This window comes from Pseudoalteromonas pernae (assembly GCF_039831865.1).
GTDB classification, from domain to species: Bacteria; Pseudomonadota; Gammaproteobacteria; order Enterobacterales; family Alteromonadaceae; genus Pseudoalteromonas; species Pseudoalteromonas pernae.
The window spans coordinates 212,599-229,064 of the sequence record NZ_JBDODM010000002.1 but is presented as its reverse complement, the minus strand read 5'-3'; the positions used below and the strand labels follow the sequence as shown (position 1 = coordinate 229,064).

The following is a 16,466-nucleotide window of genomic DNA, read 5'->3' as shown; positions in this document are numbered from 1 at the left end:
TTGATATCCTAGATTCATCAAAATAATATCGGGACAAATAGAATGAAAAAAATGATGCTTGCGCTAGCAGCTGTAGCGGTAATTGCTGGTTGTAAAACTTCACCCACTGGTCGAACTCAAGTGACTTTGTATTCAGATACGCAAATGAGTCAACTTGGCGGTGCTAGTTTTGCGCAAATGAAAGAGCAGCAAAAGATTAACCGTGATCCTGCTACCAATGCCTACGTGCAATGTATTTCTGATGCGGTTGTTGCCGTGTTACCACAAAAATTTGCGCAACAAAAATGGGAAGTGGTCGTTTTTGAAGAAGATTCTGCAAACGCATTTGCGCTTCCTGGTGGTTACATCGGTGTTCACACCGGCCTATTAAAAGTCGCCAAGAATCAAGATCAGCTTGCAACGGTTATTGGCCATGAAGTAGGGCACGTGATTGCTGAGCACTCAAATGAGCGCGCGTCGCAAAGCCAAGTATTACAAACGGGTATGCAGTTAGGCTCGGTTGCACTTGAGGCAGGTGAGGTAGGCTATCGTAACGAAATCATGGGAGCGCTCGGTTTAGGCGCGCAATACGGCGTCGTTTTACCATTTAGCCGTACCCACGAAAGTGAAGCGGACGAAATTGGTTTAGAACTGATGGCAAAAGCGGGTTTCAAACCTGATCAATCAGTGGCGCTTTGGCAAAACATGGCGCAAAGTGGTGGTGCAACGCCTCCTGAGTTTTTATCGACTCACCCATCACCCGCTAGTCGCATTAACGACTTACAAAAGCGCATGCAAACTGCCAACGTGTTATACCAAGACGCTTATAACAAAGGTAAGCGTCCACAGTGCAAGTAAGGTAGAGCTTGTCTAGGTTGTTCTTATACATAGCGCTGCTAATTGCGGCAGCGCTCACACTAGATAGCCTTATATCTGTGCCCATGTATGGCCTGCAATGGCACAGCCCCGAATGGATGGCTCAGGCAATCACTGTTTTTAATGTTACAAAGCTATTGTTGATGGCAGTGATAACAGGTTATTTATGGTGGGCTATCCCCAAGTGCGAATTTTCTCCGTTAATGACCATGGCATTGCAATTTTTTATGCTGTTGTGCGCAGTTCATACACTTGTTTTGCTAGTAGGACGACAAAATTTGCTCAATGACGAGCAAAGCATCCACTCTGTTGGGCCTATCGCCGTTGTGACGGTTAATGAACAAGACAGTAGAGTTTCGAATCACGTCGTTTATCTTCGTTGTCAGCGCCCATTAGGTTTTTACTCGTTACACGAGTTGTTGTATTTGCCCAATCAAAACGCGGTAAGTGTCAGCAGCAAACAAGGAGGGTGGTATTTGTATGCCGATAGAGAATACAAACTTATAGACGACTCGGCTATCACGACTACCTGTAATTAAAAAAGGTGAGCACTTGCTCACCTTTTTTGTCTTTATATTAGCGCATCTGCTAAGCGCGGCTAATAAACTTGCTTTCAGCCGTGTTGATTTTGATCTTATCGCCCGCTGAAATATGTTCAGGCACTTGCACAACCAAACCTGTTGTTAAGGTTGCTGGTTTTGTGCGTGCACTTGCTGATGCTCCTTTGATAGAAGGAGAAGTATCTTCAATCACCAACTCAACACTGGTAGGTAGGTCAACAGACACAGGACGACCTTCTACAAGCACTGCTTGTACACCCTTGGTTGACTCATCGATGAACAACAGCTGCTCAGCAATGCTGTCTTTGTGCATGTGATACGGTGTGTAGTCTTCTTCATCCATAAAGATGTACTCGTCACCATCAACATACGAGAACATCACAGGACGACGCTGCAGATCAGCGAAGTTCAGCATATCTTCTGCTTTAAATGTTTCGTCTACCTTGCCACCATCAACCACATCGTACATACGCATACGGTAAAGGCTTCCGCCAGCGCGACCTTGTGGTACTGAGCGCTCGATATCGCGTACGATCATCACGCGACCATTGTATTCAATCGCGGCATGTTTTTTAATTTCGCTAGCCTTAGGCATAGTCTTACTTCCTAAATAATTTGACCGGGATAAGTTACCCGATTAGAACGTCCAAGCCAAGTGGATTTGCGGCACAGATTCAGTGGTATTTGTGCCTAGTTTGTTGTGCCAATACTGCCATTCAACACCAAGCATAAGAGTGCGCTCTTGCATTGATAACGCGTGGCCCATGTCCCACTCTACGATTGGCTGTGCCAGTATCCAGCTTTTTACTTTGCCACCAAATTCATTCTCACGCTCGTCGATGTATTCAACGTGCCCTGTGAAATAAAACTTTTGGTTTCCTAGGCTAAATGGTGCACCCCAGGCAAGATCGATCATCCAGCTGTCACTTTCAGTTGGCGCACCGCCTGAGCTGACACCATCGCTGTCATCAATGTAAGCAGTGACTAACGTTGATACGAAATCAAAACCGTCCACTTGCCAATCGAGTTTCACGCCCGGAAGGTACTTCATCACATTTGCATCGCCAGCCGCGTTAAAGCCCATCACAAAGCCTACGTCTTTGATAGGGCCTAGTTTTACTTCGTTACCGCTTATTTTGCCGTAGCTGAAGTTTGAGTACCACTCACCGTAGAAGTCGCTGTCTTGGTAACCATCTTCTACATCGTCGTTGATAATATCAATAAAGAAGAAGTTATCGCCTAGGCTGTAACCCGACGCATGCTGGAATGAAATAATACTGGTATTCGCTTCAGCCTTTGAGAAAGGGTTTTTAAATTCGCCATAGTTAACATGTAGTTGTGTTTGGCTCCAAGTAGCTGCATTAGCGCTACCTACAAACGTGCTTGCAGCTAATGTTGCTACAGCAAAAGCAGTGGGTGTAGTGATTTTCATAACAAGATGTTTAATAAAGGGAATGTCAGAATGGATTATAGCAGATGGCGACTCAGCGCCGCCACTGCCAGAGTATTTGTATCGAAATGAAGATAAAATTAGACCTTATTACGACGCAAAACAATGATGCAAAGAGCGGTGATAGCAAGGATAAAACAGTAAAACGCCGAAGTAGATACTTCCCACGGACTGATGCTAAATGTGGCGCCTAGCAACAGAGCTTGCGCACCATATGGTAATGAACCTTGCAGTACGCAGGCAAATATATCCAGTAGACTCGCAGAGCGCTTTGCAGAGATATTGCCATCTTCAGCTAGTTTCTTCGCCACAGGACCGGCAACGATAATCGACACTGTGTTGTTGGCAATACATAAGTTTGAAGTCATCACTAATAATGCAATACCAATTTGGTCTGCTACTTGGCGATTGAATTTGGCAATGACTTTTGTGAATGCTTGAATTTTTCCTGCCAAATAATCTAAGCCACCGCCACGGCGGATAAATTCGGACAAACCACCAATGAACATAGACAGCAAAAATATCTCCTGCATATCGCTGAAGCCTTTGTACACGTCTTTTACAAAAGCACTGCCTTCGTATGACCCGGTAAAGCCCATAAGCGCCGCAAACAAAATACCGCTAAAGAGCACAACGAATACATTTAAGCCCATCACTGCAAGGACCAAAATAAAGAAATAAGGTAATACTAATAACCAATCAAAATCACCCACTTCGACCGGTTGAGGTTCAGGTGTGAGATACACTAACAAAGCGATTGTAATCATTGCTGCTGGTAGGGCAATTTTTAGGTTTTCACGGAATTTATCTTTCATTTCACACCCTTGGGTGCGCGTAGCGGCAATGGTGGTATCTGAGATAATCGATAGGTTGTCACCAAACATGGCGCCGGACACAATTGTACCGGCCATCAGCGATGGGTCTATACCCGTTTTAGCAGACACGGCAAGAGCGATTGGGCCGATTGCACCTATGGTACCCATGGAGGTGCCCATCGCTGTAGACACGATAGCCGAAATCAGGAATAGCCCGGGTAACAACATGCTTGGCGGAATGAACGAAAGGCCAGCGTTAACAATAGCATCAACACCACCGGTTGCCCCCGCAACCGCTGAAAACGCGCCTGCAAGCAAATAAATCAAACACATGGTAATAATGTTGCTATGGCCTGCGCCACGAATAAAGGTTTCTACCGATTCATTGATGCTTTGTTTTGTGATCAAAAAGGCAATAAATATCGCCGGCAGAATAGCAACCGGTGCTGGCAATTGATAGAACGCGTAGTCAACGTTCTGAGATTGCAAATACAGACCAGTTCCGAGGAAAAGTGCAACAAAGGTTAATAGTGGGAGCAACGACAATTTTGCCGTTGTAGCGTTAAAGTTAGGCTGCATGAATACCTCAATTAAAATCACCAACAGCCAAAACCTTCTTTTAGCTGCATTTATTACGCTAACTAAGCAAAGCTAGAGTTAACACGCGCCCGCAAGCCAAAGACCAAATCGGCGCTAATTCGGGAAGTTTAAACGTGTGGATGGCTAAAGTCTATGGTGATACATTATTTGTTATTGTTTTTTGTCTTTTGTAGCACAAAAAAACAGCAATATCTAACACTCACGTTAACACATACAAAAGATGCAGTGCTAAGTATTAGTGCGTTTCATTACTCGCGCCATAGGTGCATCTGCGTTAGCATATGGGGTATCAGAATTAAAAATAATGTGGGGAATTGAATGAGCGTAGGTATAGGTATTCTCGGTGCAAATGGCCGAATGGGACAAGCACTTCTAGAAGCAAGCAGTGCAGACAAACAAGCCCATCTCGCTGGCGCATTTGTGCGTTCACAATCACCTTTATTAGGGCTACCCGTTAATACCTTAGTGAAAGGGTTAGCTGAGGATACGCAAGCGCTTGCTTTTACAAGCTTAGATGCACAGAGCAAGGTCGATGTGCTCATCGATTTTACTCTTCCAGAAGGTATGCTGGCGCACTTAGATGTTGCCGTAGCAACTAAAACGCCAATGGTTATCGGCACCACAGGTTTAACGGAATCGCAAATGCAGCGTCTGCATGAAGCAGCCAAAGAAATTCCCATTGTTTTTGCACGTAACTACAGTGTAGGTATTAATCTGTTACTTGACCTTGTACAAACCGCAGCAGCGAAATTAGGTGATGATGCGGATATTGAAATCTTTGAGGGGCATCACAGACATAAAATTGATGCGCCATCAGGTACTGCATTAGCCATTGGTGAAGCTATCGCCGAAGCTAAAGGTTGGGATCACGACGAAGTGGCTATTTATGATCGCTCACAAAGTGAACAGGCCAAAAGCCAAAAGGAAATTGGTTATTCGGTGCTCCGAGGTGGAGACATTGTTGGCGAACACACCGCTTATTTCGCATTAATGGGAGAAAGGCTTGAATTAACACATAAAGCGAGTTCGAGAATGACCTTCGCACTTGGTGCTGTTAGGGCTGCGAAGTGGCTGCAAAATAAACAAGCTGGCTTTTATTCTATGCGTGATGTTCTAGAATTAGGGTAGAAAATATATACTTTTAGCGGTTTGAGTATGATTTTTAGATAAAGGTGCTGTTTTACAGGTTTTTTGATTTTTAATTAGATCTTTTGCCAACTCTCGTGTAGAATATCGCCAATTTGCCAAAATTTCATAACGCTTGGAGACAAGCGCTCTAAACGGGTAGTAAATCAGTCGCATTTTTACTCCCGTTTTTTACTGTTAGGAGGTTAACTTGACTAAATCCGCTCTGTTAGTCCTAGAAGACGGCACAGTGTTTCGCGGTACTGCGATCGGCGCTGATGGTATGTCAGTCGGTGAGGTGGTATTCAACACGTCGATGACTGGTTATCAGGAGATTCTTACTGATCCGTCTTACGCGGAACAAATCGTAACCCTGACTTACCCACATATCGGTAACACGGGTACTAACAGCGAAGACGAAGAAGCGAGTCAAATCTGGGCGAAAGGCCTAGTGATCCGTGATTTGCCACTGCTAGCGAGTAATTTCCGTAATGAACAATCACTAAGTGATTACCTTAAGGAACGCAACATTTTAGGTATCGCAGATATCGATACTCGTAAATTAACGCGTATCCTTCGTGATAAAGGTGCACAAAACGGTTGTATCATTGCTGGTGATGATATTGACGAAAGCAAAGCGCTGGAAGCTGCAAAAGCATTCCCAGGCTTGAAAGGCATGGATTTAGCCAAAGTAGTTTGTACAGAGTCATCATATCAATGGTCTGAGACAAGCTGGACTCTGGGCGAAGGTTTTAAAACGCTTGCGCCAGAAGACGAAAAATTCCACGTTGTTGCCTATGACTTTGGTGTTAAACGCAACATCCTTCGTATGTTGGTAGACCGCGGTTGTAAGCTAACAGTGGTTCCTGCGCAAACGAGTGCAGAAGAAGTGCTGGCGCTAAACCCAGACGGCATCTTCCTATCAAACGGCCCTGGGGATCCAGAACCGTGTACATACGCGATTGAAGCAATCAAAACCTTCCTAGAAAAAGATATTCCTATTTTCGGCATCTGCCTTGGCCACCAGTTATTGGCGCTAGCTTCGGGTGCAAAAACAGTAAAAATGAAGTTTGGTCACCACGGTGGTAACCACCCGGTTAAAGACCTTGACCGTGACGTTGTTATGATCACTGCACAGAACCACGGTTTCGCTGCAGACGAGGCAAGCTTGCCTGATAACCTTCGTGCAACACACAAGTCATTATTTGATGGCACTTTGCAAGGTATTCATCGCACAGACAAGCCAGCGTTCAGCTTCCAGGGTCACCCAGAAGCAAGCCCAGGCCCACACGATGCAGCACCGTTGTTCGATCACTTTATCGAACTAATGCAAGCGCAATCTAACTAATTTGAGACCGGAGTAAAAATGCCAAAACGTACTGATATTAAAAGCATTCTTATCTTAGGCGCGGGCCCGATCGTAATCGGCCAGGCCTGTGAGTTTGACTACTCAGGTGCTCAAGCCTGTAAAGCGCTTAAAGAAGAAGGTTACCGAGTTATTCTAGTTAACTCTAACCCTGCGACTATCATGACTGACCCTGAAATGGCTGATGCGACATATATTGAGCCAATCCACTGGGAAGTTGTTGAAAAAATCATCGAAAAAGAAAAGCCAGATGCAGTACTACCAACAATGGGTGGTCAAACTGCATTGAACTGTGCACTTGACTTAGACAAGTACGGTGTACTGGCAAAGCACGGTGTAGAGCTAATCGGTGCAACGGCTGATGCTATCGATAAAGCCGAGAACCGTGAACGTTTCGACGCGGCGATGAAGAACATCGGCCTTGAGTGTCCGCGTGCAGAAATCGCACACTCGATGGAAGAAGCGCTAGACGTGCTTACGCGTATCGGTTTCCCTTGTATTATTCGTCCTTCTTTCACCATGGGTGGTACCGGTGGTGGTGTTGCTTACAACATGGAAGAGTTCGAAGAAATCTGTACTCGTGGTCTAGATTTATCACCAACGAATGAGCTACTAATCGACGAAAGCTTACTTGGTTGGAAAGAATATGAGATGGAAGTTGTCCGCGACAAAAACGACAACTGTATCATCGTGTGTTCGATTGAAAACTTTGACCCAATGGGTGTGCACACGGGTGACTCAATCACAGTAGCACCAGCGCAAACGCTTACAGACAAAGAATACCAAATCATGCGTAATGCCTCGATGGCAGTATTGCGTGAAATCGGTGTTGAAACTGGTGGTTCAAACGTACAGTTTGGTGTGTGTCCTAACACCGGCCGTATGGTTATCATCGAGATGAACCCACGTGTATCTCGTTCATCAGCACTTGCTTCAAAAGCAACGGGTTTCCCAATTGCGAAAATCGCGGCGAAACTTGCTGTAGGCTATACGCTTGACGAGTTGCAAAACGATATCACAGGTGGTGCAACTCCTGCGTCGTTCGAGCCGTCAATTGACTATGTTGTAACTAAGATCCCTCGCTTCAACTTTGAAAAGTTTGCGGGCGCAAATGACCGTCTAACGACGCAAATGAAGTCTGTAGGTGAGGTTATGGCTATTGGCCGTAACCAACAAGAATCACTACACAAAGCACTTCGCGGTCTAGAAGTGGGCGCGACAGGCTTCAACCCAATCTTGCCAGTAGGCGAGAAGGGTGCAATTGAAAAAATCACGCGTGAACTTCGCGAGCCGGGCGCTGAGCGTATCTGGTACATCGCAGATGCAATGCGCCACGGTATGAGCGTTGAAGACGTATTCAATTTAACTAAGGTTGACCGCTGGTACCTAGTTCAAATCGAAGACATCATCAAAGACGAACAGCAAATCGAAGAAGTTGGCTTTGCGGGTTTAACAGAAGAATTCTTGCGTCGCTTGAAGCGCAAAGGTTTTGCTGATGCGCGTATCGCAGAGCTTGCAGGTGTGTCTGAAGCGGAAATCCGCAAGAAGCGCCACCAGCTTGAAATCTTGCCTGTGTACAAGCGCGTAGATACGTGTGCGGCTGAATTCAGCTCAGACACAGCGTATATGTACTCAAGCTACGACGAAGAGTGTGAAGCTGCACCGTCAGACAAAGACAAAATCATGGTAATCGGCGGTGGTCCTAACCGTATCGGTCAAGGCATCGAGTTCGATTATTGCTGTGTTCACGCAGCTCTAGCTATGCGTGAAGACGGTTACGAAACAATCATGGTTAACTGTAACCCAGAAACTGTTTCTACCGACTACGACACATCAGACCGTCTATTCTTTGAACCAATCACGCTTGAAGACGTGCTTGAAATCGTGCGTGTTGAGAAGCCAAAAGGCGTTATCGTGCAGTACGGCGGTCAAACACCTCTTAAACTTGCGCGTGAGCTTGAAGCGAACGGTGTGCCAATCATTGGTACTTCACCAGATGCAATCGACCGCGCAGAAGACCGTGAGCGCTTCCAGCAAATGGTTGAGCGTTTGAACTTACTTCAGCCTGACAATGCGACGGTAACGTCACTTGAAGAAGCGGTAGCTAAGTCTAAAGAAATCGGCTTCCCATTGGTTGTACGCCCTTCGTACGTACTAGGTGGTCGCGCGATGGAAATCGTATACGATGAAGACGACCTACGTCGCTACATGACAGAAGCGGTATCGGCGTCTAACGAAGCGCCAGTATTGCTTGACCGTTTCCTAGATGACGCTATTGAAGTTGATGTTGACGCTATCTGTGACGGCACAGAGGTGATCATCGGCGGTATCATGGAGCACATCGAGCAAGCAGGTGTTCACTCAGGTGACTCAGCATGTTCATTACCTGCGCACAGCCTAAGCCAAGAAATCCAAGACGTAATGCGTGAGCAAGTACGTGCGATGGCACTAGAGCTAGGAGTGGTCGGTCTGATGAATACACAGTTTGCTGTGAAAGATGGCCAAGTTTACCTAATCGAAGTGAACCCACGTGCAGCGCGTACAGTACCGTTTGTTTCAAAAGCAACTGGTGTGGCCCTTGCTAAAGTAGCGGCACGTTGTATGGCTGGTCAGTCACTGGCAAGCCAAGGCGTAACCAAAGAAATCATCCCACCTTATTACAGTGTGAAAGAAGTGGTACTTCCTTTTGCTAAGTTCCAAGGTGTTGACCCAATCCGTGGTCCAGAGATGCGTTCAACGGGTGAAGTTATGGGTGTTGGTGATACTTTCGCCGAAGCATTCGCAAAAGCTCAGCTAGGTGCAGGTAATGCTTTACCACGTGGTGGTCGCGCGTTACTATCGGTTCGCAATGGTGACAAAGCTCGCATCGTTGAGCTTGCTAAGACCATGATCGAATTAGGTTTTGAACTAGACGCAACATCAGGTACCGCAGCGGCACTTGAAGATGCTGGCATGGCAGTTCGTCGCGTAAACAAGGTATTTGAAGGTCGTCCTCATATCCTTGACCGCATTAAAAACGGCGAATACAGCTACATCGTAAATACCACTGAAGGTCGTCAAGCGATTGAAGACTCGAAAGTGTTACGTCGTGGCGCGCTAATGCACAAGACCAACTACACAACTACACTTAATGCAGCATTTGCTAACTGTACAGCAAACGCAGCAGATGACCGTGGTAGTGTGTCGTCAGTTCAAGAGTTACACCAACGAGTTAACTAAGCGATTGAGCCGCAGCTAGCGCTGCGGCTTGCTGCTAATGGGAAAATTATGCAAAAGATTCCAATGACTACACGTGGTGCTGAATTACTACGTGAAGAGTTAAACGAATTAAAAACTGTCACTCGTCCGAAGATCATCGCGGATATTGCTGATGCGCGTGAGCATGGTGACCTAAAAGAAAATGCTGAGTATCATGCCGCCCGTGAGCAGCAAGGTTTCTGTGAGGGACGTATTCAAGAGATCGAAGCTAAGTTGTCTAATGTGCAGATCATTGACGTAACGAAAATGCCAAACAATGGTAAGGTTATTTTTGGCGCGACAGTGACTATTTTGAACGTAGATACAGATGCTGAAGTGACTTACCGTATCGTTGGTGACGACGAAGCGGATATTAAGAACAATTTAATCTCTGTGAATTCACCGATCGCTCGCGGCCTAATCGGTAAAGAAGTCGATGACAGTGTCAACATCGAGACACCTAACGGTGCCGTTGAATACGAAATTGTCGAAGTAGAATACATTTAATCGGTATTTTATACGTATTTAAAAACCCGCTATCAGCGGGTTTTTTTATGGCTGCAGATTAGCTGTTCTTTTGATTCGGGCCTGAGCACGAATTTCAGCTCAAATGAGGAGGCTTACCACCTCGCTTTAAAACCCCGATTATCGATATGGACAAAGCCACCGTGGTGAGATTTGGGGTAGTAGCGGCCAATGCCACCTATGTAGCGACTTTGTTTGTGGAATTTTTCGAATAGGGCATACAGGGTATCAACGTCTCGAGCGTCTTCTTTACCATCACCATTGAGGTCGTCCATACGCTTGTTACCGTTCTCATCAATGTATAAATCAAAGGCATCGCCGTACTGATGGCGGCTATGTCGTCCGTTACCTATGGATCGGTTATAAAATGGCGTACGATAGGCACTGATGAAAGCGAAACGAGTTACGTTGACACCTTCACCTTTTAAAAACTGCAGTAAGTCTTCGAGCATTGTTAAGCCATCATCATTGACGTACAAAAATTTAGGGTAACCACTGGTTTGTTTGCACAGTAGCTGTTTTATTTGTACGTTTTTTGTGATGTAGGTATCAAGGTCGGACTGCATCACACGGATAAAACCATCAGGCGCTTGGTATTGCTCAAGTCCTTTGTATGGCGAAGGGTAGGAACCAATTTCATAACCTTCAATCTTTTTAGAGGTTGCAGTAAAAGGTACTTTTACCGCCACTTGAATGGTGTGCTTTGTTCCTTGGTCATTTTGCAATTCTAACCGATACAAATCAGGTGTCATGGGCGCATTGAAATAAAGATGTTCGTCATCTTGGTTGTTGACGTTGATGTGCTCATGCTCGCCAACGGCATAGCCCTGGGGATACTCCACTTTGATAGTTTGATTTGGGTTCACCACTACCGTGCGTAGCGTATCAGCCACAGCATAATGAGAGAGCACTGCTAACAGCGCAGTGCTCAACAAGAAGATTGTTTTGTTTACTGCCATACAATTGGGCCTTTGTTATTGCGTCAGTTTAGCCAGTAAAGCAGGGTCACGGTTATAAACATCTGAATAGAAATGTAAGCCATCTTCATTGCCTGCAACCGTCCAGTACATCAACAATACATCCAGTGGTTTGTCGAGAGTGACACGGGTTGTTTCTTTACTCGCCAGTGTTTCGTCAATCTTATTTCGCGACCATGAATTGGTATTCGCCAATACGTGCTCTGCAAGATCAAATGGATTCTCTACTCGTACACAGCCATGACTGAAGGCACGTTGGTCTTCAGCAAACAAGGTTTTCGCTGGGGTGTCGTGCAAGTACACAGAGTATTTATTAGGGAACATAAACTTAACCTGACCAAGGGAGTTGTTCTCTGAAGGTCCCTGCACAAACCAATACGGGAATTTATTGCGATTTACTGAGTCCCAATCGATACTTTGTGCGTCAATCGGGTTTCGCTTGGCGTCGACTAGATAGAAGTTTTTCTCTTCAAGGTAGTTCGGGTTGGCTTTTACTTTGTCAACCAAGCCTTTGGTTATGCTTCGTGGCACAGTCCATGTTGGATTGATAACCACATAGCTAAGGCGACCTTTAAAAATCGGCGTTTTAGTGTAGTTACGACCCACAACCACATTACTTTCCCATTTTAACTTACCGTTTTTCATTAGAAACACTTTAAAACCGGCAATATTGACGATCAGGAAATCCTCGGTCAAATTGTTATCAACCCAGCGAGTGCGCTCTAGGTTGACGATGATATCGTTAATTTTCTCTTGGTAAGACTGGTTGAGTAGCTTAAGTGTGTCTTTACCTATCACGCCATCTGTCTTTACTTGATTAAAGTACTGCAGTTTTTCTACGGCTTCTTGCAGCGGTTTGTCATAGGTTAAATTTTCGTCGTTAAGTTCGCCTGTGTAATAGCCGAGGCGCTCGAGACGACGGCGTATCACCGGTATGCTCGGGTCCGTCTCTGTGGGTCTTATGACACCTTTGGCTAAGCTTGCTTGTGGCAAGGGCTTAAGTGTTTGTAGTTTCTTGTAAAACACTAAGCCGTCTTTGAGTCGTTTATAGTGTGGAATTTGTGGTTTGAGGTTCTCAAGACCTTCTGCAAGCGTTTGCGCTTTGACATGTTTTAGTAAAGCGGCAGCGGCCTGATCTGGCGTGACATCATGTTGATCATAATTCCAGGTTTTGGTTAACGACTTAGGGTTTACTTTGCCGCGAATAAGATGCGTTGCATAGGTCATGACTGCGTCCGTCATTAACACATCAAATTGCGCGGAGTCATCTTGTTGTAGCAACTCTTGCAATGCTTGCAAATGATAGTCTTGCGGGTTTAGCCCTTCGAGCTCAGCTTGTTTAAGTAATTCAATTGCTTGGAGTGCATAATCTTGATCTTGCCAGATTGCGTCAAAGTTATTGGCTTGATACGCCGCGATAACAAGATCCGGGGTGATAATGGTGTCACTGCCAATTGTTGGCTGCTCACCTATCATAATCGGGTCGAGGTATTGAGCGAGATTCGAGGTTGCGGCAAAAGCCAAGGTTGGAATACAAAGCGCAGAACACAAAGCAAGTACTGATACAAATCGCATAGTTATTATCCTTAAAGGTATGTCCGTTCACCACTGCAAGCTAGGGTGGTTAAATCCGTTTTAAGCGTAGCAGAGTGTAAAAATTATACGCAGTTGTTTGAAAATTTGTACCTATATTTCATTCGTTTGCATCCGCATTGGACGAGATCATAAAAAAGCCCCGCAGTGCGAGGCTTTTGGTTGGGATAACTTGGATAAAATCTTTGTTAGCTCTGAGGCGCAGTTTCTTGCTGTTTTGTAGTGATGGCACCGTCAACTTTTGGATTTCTGCCTAATAACTTACGTATTAGGCGTTTGAAATCTTCCAATGCCACATATTGGCAAGGAATGAGAATCAAGGTTATAACAGTCGCAAACAGCACACCGAAAGCCAGTGACACAGCCATAGGGATAACGATTTGTGCCTGTAAGCTGGTCTCCATAATAATGGGCACTAAGCCGATAAACGTGGTGATAGAGGTAAGTAGAATCGCTCGAAAACGCTTACAACCTGCTTCAACCACTGCGTCTTTAATTTTTATGCCTTCAGCACGCGCCTTATTCACATAATCAACCATGACTAGCGAGTCATTAACTACTACGCCGGCAACCGCAATGATCCCGAAGAAGGAAAGGCTGCTCATGGTCATGCCCATAATCACATGGCCATATATTGCACCAACGATACCGAACGGGATCACCGACATTATCAATAACGGTTGAGAATAAGAGCGTAAAGGAATTGCTAACAGAGCGAAGATAATCATCAGTGAAAGAGCCAAATCACGGCGCTGCTCTGCAACACTGTTCATTTCTTCTTGCACTCGGCCTGCGACACTACTTTGTACGCCTGGGTAACTTTTCAACAAAGATGGAAGGTATTCGTCACGAATTTCCTTCGCCACTTCAAACGGTTGTGCTTGGTTGGTATCTACGGCAGCCCACACATTGACGGTGCGCTTAGAGTTCTCGCGGCGAATGCGGTTTACCCCATCAACCAGACTAACTGTAGCAATTTCTGCTAATGGCACTTCCGCACCTGCTGGCGTAATGATACGGACGTCGTTGATTTCGCTGATCGAGTTACGTTCATTGATTGGGTATCGGATCATCACTTTAAGTTCTTCACCGTCACGTAAGATTCGCTGTGCTTCAAGACCATAGAAACTGAAGTTTACTTGCGAGGCTACGTCGGCCAATGTCAGGCCCATGCTGTAAGCGATTGGTTTCAAATCCAATTGCACTTCGTCAGTAGCGCTTTGCATTGAGTCATTAACGTCACCAACGCCCTTCATTGAAGCGAGTTTTTCTTTTAACTTACCCGCAACTTCTTTGAGTTGAGAAGCGTCATTACCTTCAAGACGGAAGCTAATATCGCCGTCGTCACGGCCACCACCGTTCATGATGCTGTCGTTAATCGTCATCGACTTCAGACCTGGTAATGGCGGCATGTTGTCGCGCCAAAGGGCACTTAACGCGAACGTATCGATGGGGCGTAGGTGCGGTTCAACTAATACCATCATCAGGCGGGCATTGGTGCGACCTTGCATGTTTAAAGAAATATCTTTAACCATGGGCATGCCATATTGTTGCTCAATGACTTTCTCAACATCCATAACCACCTGTTCAATTTTCTTCGCTGTTTCCAATGTTGCTTGCTCTGAAGAAGCAAGGTTCATTTCTATGCGGATACTAGGAAAATCATGAGGAATTTTTGGGTTGGCAATAAATTTAATTAAACCGCCAGCAAACAGGCCTGCACTGACAATCAAAATACCCAAGAAGCCCACAATAACGGTGTAACGATAATGAATGCAGCGGATCACCGCTGGGCGGTAGATAGACTCAATAAAGTATTTCAATCCAGAGTCGAACTTACTGCGCAATTTATGCAATGGATTACGTGGATTGGGCGGTGTATCTTTCATCGCCGCCAAATGAGCTGGCAGGATAAGCTTTGACTCGACCAACGAAAATAGTAGACACAAGATAATCACGCCACCAATCGCTTTGGAAAACGCAGCCCCCGGACCGGTTGCAAGCATTTGTGGAAGAAACGCAGCAACGGTTGTAAGTACGCCAAATGTGGCGGGTATGGCAACACGTTTCACGCCGCGAACAACGTTATCAAGGCTGTGCCCATGTTTCTCAATTTCTGCGTGCGCTGATTCGCCGACGACGATGGCATCATCAACAACAATCCCCAGTACGAGAATGAAAGCGAACAGTGAAGCGAGGTTAATAGTGATGTCTAAGAAGCCCAGAGGCATCATTAAAAATGCGCCAAGGAAAGAAACAGGCAGACCCATCATGACCCAAAATGCCAAGCGGATTCTCAAGAACATCGCCAGCATTAGCATCACCAAAATACCCCCCCAGAGCATATTCTCGATCATCATATCGAGACGGCCTTCAAGGTAGTAAGTGATGTCTATCATAGGGGCGAGCGTTACGCCCTGAGGTAGCTCAGATTTTTTACGCTCTAGATAGCCATCGATGATGTCTGCAACATGAGTAACATCTTGATCTTTCGATGCGCGAACTTCAAAAATGAGCGAGTTTTTACCGTTATATTTTGAATATTGTAAGCCCTCTTCAAAGCCATCGTTGATGGTAGCAACATCGCCAAGAAATACCTGTGCGCCGTCTTCGAGAGTGAGTAGGGGAAGGCGTTCAAATTCATCACCACGGTAGGCTTGTTTTTCGACACGCATGGAAATATAGCCATTGTCTGAACGAATTTGACCCGCTGACATATTGGCTGAGAAGTTGCGAACGGCGCTGGCAATATCGCGGAAGGTTAAGCCATACTCGCGTAGTTTATCTGGGCTGACTTCGATACTGATTTCGTAATCTAGGCCGGAATTGAACTCAACAAGGTTAACATTAGGTAAGGCACGCATTTCATCGTGAAGCTTGTTACCTAATTCTTTAAGCTCGTAATTGCTCATGTCTCCGTATAGCGCAAGGATCATCACCTCTTGGGTAAATTTCTCGCGGCGGATATTAGGACGCTCCATTTCCGCAGGGAAGCTTGATATTGAGTCGATTTGCATTTTGACTTCATCAAGCACTTCTTGAGCGTCATAGCTTTCTTCTACTTCAATCCAGCTTTGCGAAAAGCTTCTATTTGAATAAGTGATAAGTCGCTTTAGGCCTTCGAGACCTTGAAGAGATTCTTCTATCTTAATCGTTATGCCTTCTTCGACTTCCTGAGGCGCAGCCCCTGGGTAAACTGCTTGGACGCTTATCCAGTTACTTTCAAACTGAGGAAATGCTTGTTTGCGAATAGACATCGCACTGAGAATACCGCCGACGATGATGATAATCATCAGCAAGTTTGCTGCAACGGGGTTGCGAGCAAACCATGCGATAAGTCCTGTTTCTCTTGCCTGAGTCATG

Annotated in this window: 12 protein-coding genes; 6 read left to right on the top strand and 6 right to left on the bottom strand. The window is 45.5% G+C overall.

From position 1 onward, the window contains the following. The first annotated feature begins 42 nt into the window (after positions 1-42). On the top strand, positions 43-837 hold the full coding sequence (locus tag V1358_RS05135; RefSeq protein WP_347392817.1) for a M48 family metallopeptidase: 795 nt from the start codon (positions 43-45) through the stop codon (positions 835-837). Positions 838-845: 8 nt separating this feature from the next. Continuing rightward, complete coding sequence (locus V1358_RS05130; RefSeq protein WP_347392816.1) at positions 846-1,394, top strand: hypothetical protein; 549 nt, start codon at positions 846-848, stop codon at positions 1,392-1,394. Between the two features lie 49 nt (positions 1,395-1,443). On the opposite strand, the gene efpL is transcribed toward V1358_RS05130, so the two are convergent. The 3 genes from efpL to V1358_RS05115 all read right to left on the bottom strand — a co-directional run bounded on the left by efpL (position 1,444) and on the right by V1358_RS05115 (position 4,259). Next, the gene (gene efpL, locus V1358_RS05125) at positions 1,444-2,010 is read right to left on the bottom strand and encodes an elongation factor P-like protein EfpL (protein WP_347390899.1); all 567 of its coding nucleotides are present in this window, start codon (positions 2,008-2,010) and stop codon (positions 1,444-1,446) included. A 42-nt stretch (positions 2,011-2,052) separates the two neighbouring features. Then, complete coding sequence (locus V1358_RS05120; protein ID WP_347392815.1) at positions 2,053-2,847, bottom strand: nucleoside-binding protein; 795 nt, start codon at positions 2,845-2,847, stop codon at positions 2,053-2,055. Positions 2,848-2,945: 98 nt separating this feature from the next. Continuing rightward, complete coding sequence (locus tag V1358_RS05115) at positions 2,946-4,259, bottom strand: Na+/H+ antiporter NhaC family protein (RefSeq protein WP_347392814.1); 1,314 nt, start codon at positions 4,257-4,259, stop codon at positions 2,946-2,948. A 339-nt stretch (positions 4,260-4,598) separates the two neighbouring features. On the opposite strand from V1358_RS05115, the gene dapB reads away from it, so the two are divergent. The 4 genes from dapB (at position 4,599) to greA (ending at position 10,515) form a co-directional block, all read left to right on the top strand. Further along, complete coding sequence (dapB, locus tag V1358_RS05110) at positions 4,599-5,408, top strand: 4-hydroxy-tetrahydrodipicolinate reductase (RefSeq protein ID WP_347392813.1); 810 nt, start codon at positions 4,599-4,601, stop codon at positions 5,406-5,408. A 208-nt stretch (positions 5,409-5,616) separates the two neighbouring features. Further along, the gene (carA, locus tag V1358_RS05105) at positions 5,617-6,753 is read left to right on the top strand and encodes a glutamine-hydrolyzing carbamoyl-phosphate synthase small subunit (RefSeq protein ID WP_347390895.1); all 1,137 of its coding nucleotides are present in this window, start codon (positions 5,617-5,619) and stop codon (positions 6,751-6,753) included. 18 nt (positions 6,754-6,771) lie between these two features. Next, positions 6,772-9,990 carry a carbamoyl-phosphate synthase large subunit gene (gene carB / locus V1358_RS05100; RefSeq protein WP_347390894.1) on the top strand — a complete coding sequence of 1,073 codons (3,219 nt, stop codon included), beginning with the start codon at positions 6,772-6,774 and terminating at the stop codon, positions 9,988-9,990. Between the two features lie 48 nt (positions 9,991-10,038). Continuing rightward, a complete protein-coding gene (gene greA, locus V1358_RS05095; RefSeq protein WP_347390893.1) occupies positions 10,039-10,515 on the top strand; it encodes a transcription elongation factor GreA in 477 nt (158 codons plus the stop codon). 113 nt (positions 10,516-10,628) lie between these two features. Here greA and V1358_RS05090 read toward each other — a convergent pair whose 3' ends face one another. The 3 genes from V1358_RS05090 to V1358_RS05080 all read right to left on the bottom strand — a co-directional run bounded on the left by V1358_RS05090 (position 10,629) and on the right by V1358_RS05080 (position 16,465). Continuing rightward, positions 10,629-11,492, bottom strand: a complete 864-nt coding sequence (locus V1358_RS05090) for a D-Ala-D-Ala carboxypeptidase family metallohydrolase (RefSeq protein ID WP_347390892.1) — start codon at positions 11,490-11,492, stop codon at positions 10,629-10,631. A gap of 15 nt (positions 11,493-11,507) precedes the next feature. After that, positions 11,508-13,085, bottom strand: a complete 1,578-nt coding sequence (locus V1358_RS05085; protein ID WP_347392812.1) for a L,D-transpeptidase family protein — start codon at positions 13,083-13,085, stop codon at positions 11,508-11,510. 206 nt (positions 13,086-13,291) lie between these two features. Further along, a complete protein-coding gene (locus V1358_RS05080; protein WP_347392811.1) occupies positions 13,292-16,465 on the bottom strand; it encodes an efflux RND transporter permease subunit in 3,174 nt (1,057 codons plus the stop codon). Between the last annotated feature and the right edge of the window lies 1 nt (position 16,466).

What these genes read in the sequence shown, in the direction of transcription:
- V1358_RS05135 (WP_347392817.1), top strand. Translation starts at nt 43, where the DNA reads ATGAAAAAAATGATGCTTGCGCTAGCAGCTGTAGCGGTAATTGCTGGT.
- efpL (WP_347390899.1), bottom strand. Translation starts at nt 2,010, where the DNA reads ATGCCTAAGGCTAGCGAAATTAAAAAACATGCCGCGATTGAATACAAT.
- V1358_RS05120 (WP_347392815.1), bottom strand. Translation starts at nt 2,847, where the DNA reads ATGAAAATCACTACACCCACTGCTTTTGCTGTAGCAACATTAGCTGCA.
- V1358_RS05115 (WP_347392814.1), bottom strand. Translation starts at nt 4,259, where the DNA reads ATGCAGCCTAACTTTAACGCTACAACGGCAAAATTGTCGTTGCTCCCA.
- dapB (WP_347392813.1), top strand. Translation starts at nt 4,599, where the DNA reads ATGAGCGTAGGTATAGGTATTCTCGGTGCAAATGGCCGAATGGGACAA.
- carB (WP_347390894.1), top strand. Translation starts at nt 6,772, where the DNA reads ATGCCAAAACGTACTGATATTAAAAGCATTCTTATCTTAGGCGCGGGC.
- greA (WP_347390893.1), top strand. Translation starts at nt 10,039, where the DNA reads ATGCAAAAGATTCCAATGACTACACGTGGTGCTGAATTACTACGTGAA.
- V1358_RS05090 (WP_347390892.1), bottom strand. Translation starts at nt 11,492, where the DNA reads ATGGCAGTAAACAAAACAATCTTCTTGTTGAGCACTGCGCTGTTAGCA.
- V1358_RS05085 (WP_347392812.1), bottom strand. Translation starts at nt 13,085, where the DNA reads ATGCGATTTGTATCAGTACTTGCTTTGTGTTCTGCGCTTTGTATTCCA.
- V1358_RS05080 (WP_347392811.1), bottom strand. Translation starts at nt 16,465, where the DNA reads ATGACTCAGGCAAGAGAAACAGGACTTATCGCATGGTTTGCTCGCAAC.